General features: G+C 62.0%; 2 protein-coding genes. One reads left to right on the top strand and one right to left on the bottom strand.

Annotated elements, in window-relative coordinates; translation table 11 throughout:
• Positions 1-125 precede the first annotated feature (125 nt).
• Entirely contained in the window at positions 126-2966 is a 2841-nt protein-coding gene (locus AB0J67_RS39830) for a type 2 lanthipeptide synthetase LanM family protein (protein WP_363490806.1), read from the bottom strand.
• Between the two features lie 430 nt (positions 2967-3396).
• Between AB0J67_RS39830 and AB0J67_RS39825 the strand changes: the two genes are divergently transcribed.
• Positions 3397-3633, top strand: coding sequence for a DUF6229 family protein (locus tag AB0J67_RS39825; protein WP_363490804.1), 237 nt, complete (start codon positions 3397-3399; stop codon positions 3631-3633).
• Positions 3634-3679: the final 46 nt, after the last annotated feature.

Genomic DNA, 3679 nt, shown 5'->3' with positions numbered 1-3679 from the left:
CCGGCAGATACGGCTCGATCAACGCCCACTCGGCATCCGTCACATCGAAACGCGCCACCACCGAGTTCTACCAGCCGTCACCAGCCCACCAACAAACCCACCGAGATCCGAACCCCGAACAGCTCCTAGTCCCGGCTGGCACTGGCGGCTTGATTCGGCTCCACTGTGACGGAGCCACTCGAACCTGTCACAACCACCGGGCCCTGTACTGCGGTCGGCGTCAGGTGGTCGGCGCTCTCTAGCAGCAGCACTGAAGGAAAGGCTGCGGCATCCTGCGATCGCAGTAGCTGGTAGATCAGCCCAGCAATGCCGTTCATCATGCCCGGCAGCGGTGTCTGCGTCGCTGGGGGGATGAGTGGGCCGTGCACCTCGGTCTGGTGGGTAAGCGTCCGGATAAGGTGCTGCCTGTCGCCTGACTGCAGGTTGGCCAGCGGGTGGTTGAGTAGTTCCAGGTTGCCGTAGTCGCCATGGCAGATCGCGTGGCTCCGGCCCGGTGGGAGTTTTTGGGTGTGCGCGTGAGCCCGGCCGAAGATGTCCAAGTATTGAGATTGTGGATCACGCCGGTGTAGGTCGGCGGCGGCAAGGCCGATCCCCGCACTGCCATGACACCACATCGTTGGTGCTCTCGAGCCGACCTCCCTCATGTCGATCCACGCCTGTTGTGTCGCGTCATAGGTCGACTCCGTGTGCCGCAAAGCCCGGCCAGCCAGAGTCGTCCACTGTGCATTGCCGGTGGCCAGCGCCAGCCGAGCCAGCGCCCAGCCGATCCCCGCTGAACCGTGTGCGAACCCGCCGAGCCCGTCTGGGTACGCCGTCGGCCAGTGTGCCTTCTGCTCATCACCGATTGCTCCGGCACGCAGGTGTTCGCCGGCCCGCTCAGCCAGTGCGAGGTGCCGCCTGTCACCGGTGCGGGTAGCGAGGCCGAGTACCGGCACGATCAAACCGGCGGCGCCTCCGATAATGTCGTACTCGTCGTCCTTGTCTAATACTTCAGCGGCCAGTTTGGCGCACAGTATCGCCTGGTCTAGGACTTGGTCCTCCGCGTCGAAGTGATGCAACAACAACCAGGTCCAGAGCAGGCCACCCAATCCGCTGTACCCACCGACACCCATCCCCGCCGGCGATATCAGATGCAGGCTACGTTTCGCTCCCGCCAACGTTTCGTCAAGTTCCCGAACGTGCGGCGCGTCGCCGCGCGCCGCACGATGGGCGTAGGCGGCCAGGGTGGCAGTGATGCCGGGCAGACCGCTGTACAGGTCGAAGCCGGCCGGCGACACCGAGAGATAGTTTGAGGTCATCCAGGTTGCGGTGCCATCTGTGCCGAAGATGGCGCTCTGGCATAGCTGCGACACCAGTTTGGCGGCCAGGCTGGTTTCCATCGGTCGATCCAGCTGCCGCCGGTCGGGGACAGGAGTGGGGGCGCCGGATGGCAGACGGTCCCATCGCCGGTGTGCACCAAGCAATGCCATCCCAATGATCCGCTTGTCGTGCTGGCGGTCGCGTTTCCGCCACCCGCGCAGTGCGATTTCGATAAGATCAGAATGCTCTGCACAGATCCGGCCGTTGCCGTCATGGACTGTGCCGGTGTCCGGGGTAAAGGTGAAGACTGGCACATCTCCGCACAGTAGATCGCCGATCTCGTAGGCGATCACCTCAGCGTCGGCCATCATCGGTGGTTCCGAACCGACGTACCGGGCCATCAGCTCGGACGCTTCCGCTACGGCCGCCGCCTGGTCCTTCAACCCCGCGGGGTGCCATAAGGCACGTCCGTAGTTGACATAAGTATCAGTGGCACGTGGCACCAGGCGCAATTGGCGGCCTGCGAACCGGCGCAACGACCGGTCGAGCTCACCTTTGCTGTCTAGGCCATCGATGCGCTTGGAATATTCCTGGTATCCGCCGACCAACGCCTCCCAGTACTGCCCAGGGTTCGGTTGTGGTGCGGGCAGATTCTTCGCCGCAACCGCCTCAAGCTCCTTGATGACCACACGAGCCTGGTCTGTGCCAGGTTCCTCGACGCCGGGCACCCGGATCTTCGGCTGCTCGCCTGGCAACCCGCCTAGTCCAGACATATCCTGCCGAACGGCTGACTCACGAAGCGGCAGCAGCATGGTCCGTAGCAGTGGTGTGATGCTGGCTACCGCGGTATCAAACGCCTTGCCGAATGGCGAGGCGCCTTGGCTTCCAGGCGTGAACAGAGTCTCGCAGTCGACTATGACCGGCAAGGGACCGCATGCGATTACGTTTTCCAGGTGCAAATCGGTACCATTGAGCAATGCCATCACGGCCAGCATGGCGCCCATGCCAGAATAGAATGTACGCAGCTCATTCGGATCAGCGCAGTAGCGATGTTCCACATGTTCAGCCCAGCCATATCCAGCACCGGACAGCACTGCAGGCACGCCGAACGTCGGCGCGGCGCCGTCAATCGCGTCAAGCTGCCTGACTAGCTCTCTCAGCGCGACGTCAACTTCGACGGGTCGAGGCTTGTACCAGACCGTCGCCGCACCCAGATCCACCCGAGCGACCGTGCGGCCATCGCGGTGTGTATCACCGGCGCCAAATGACACGCCGGTCATCATGTCTGCCCCGGCGTAATCGGCCAACCGCGCCCGGTCGTCAGTAAGCCGCTGTGCCAGCTCCACGACTGCATCCACCCGATTGGATACCATGCGGTCTACCCGCCCCCGCATAGCCGGGTAGATTTCCTGCAACTCCAGCCAGTAATCGGAAGTCGCCGACAACTCTACGAAGCGTTCCCAGCCCTGCTGCCCTTCCGCGGCGCCCAATCGGCCCCCGATCCGCGCAATGTGTAGCTCAATCAGGAGGGTCCGCCCCAGTTGCGTGCGCAACAATTGGTCCAAACAGTTAATTAGCTCATCAACGAGCAGGTCGCGTTCCGGCTTCCGCAGGCCGGGAAGGGAAACCAACCTCGTGGCGAGCAGGTCTGCCGCTGGGGCGACCACACTTCGAAGGATGCGGCTGAGCCCAGAACCTCTACTAACCTCGATAGACGCAGTCACAAAATACCCCCTTGACCCCTGACATTGACATTCTGTATTGCCAAAGTCGATCCAAACCTGACGCACTGCTGGAATTCAGAATTGGGCATTTGTTGCCATTTCGATGGTATACGTGTCCTGGCATCGATTAGTTCCGCAGCCACGACACAGGCATGTGGGCAACGGCTGTAGACCACCAACCGATGGGTTCCGCGTCTTCGCAGCCAATTCACCCGAATCGGCACGATCTGGGCTAACGCGATCTTACGGGCTGAACTCGTCACGTGGATTGCCACGGTGCGGCAGTGAACAGGGAACTGGTCCAGGTCGAGATGCGTATTCGAGACAGAGCTTGCCACTGAGGCGAGACCATCTCGATCCGGAGGAAGTCGACATGAAGACTCTTATGGCACCAGACCTCGACACTATCGCGGAGGCGTGGCGGCGCGGCGCGGCGATTGACGGGTTTAAGAACCCGGCAGGAGATCAATACATCTTCGGCGCTCCGACGATCGATGGCGCCCTCGGGATGGAGAAGAGCGGACCGACCATGGTCGTCGGCAGCAACTGCATTACATGGTGCGCCAATTGCGACACAAAGTACGTCGACGGCAATGAGATGACCTTCTGAGCGGGTTTAGCCACTTCAAGGCGCCACAAGACGGCGGCAGTCGAAG

Origin of the sequence: Catellatospora sp. NPDC049609 (genome assembly GCF_040675365.1) — a bacterium.
GTDB lineage: Bacteria > Actinomycetota > Actinomycetes > Mycobacteriales > Micromonosporaceae > Catellatospora.
The sequence above is the reverse complement of the archived record's forward strand: the minus strand, read 5'-3'. Positions and strand labels throughout refer to the sequence as shown.

What these genes read in the sequence shown, in the direction of transcription:
- AB0J67_RS39825 (WP_363490804.1), top strand. Translation starts at nt 3,397, where the DNA reads ATGAAGACTCTTATGGCACCAGACCTCGACACTATCGCGGAGGCGTGG.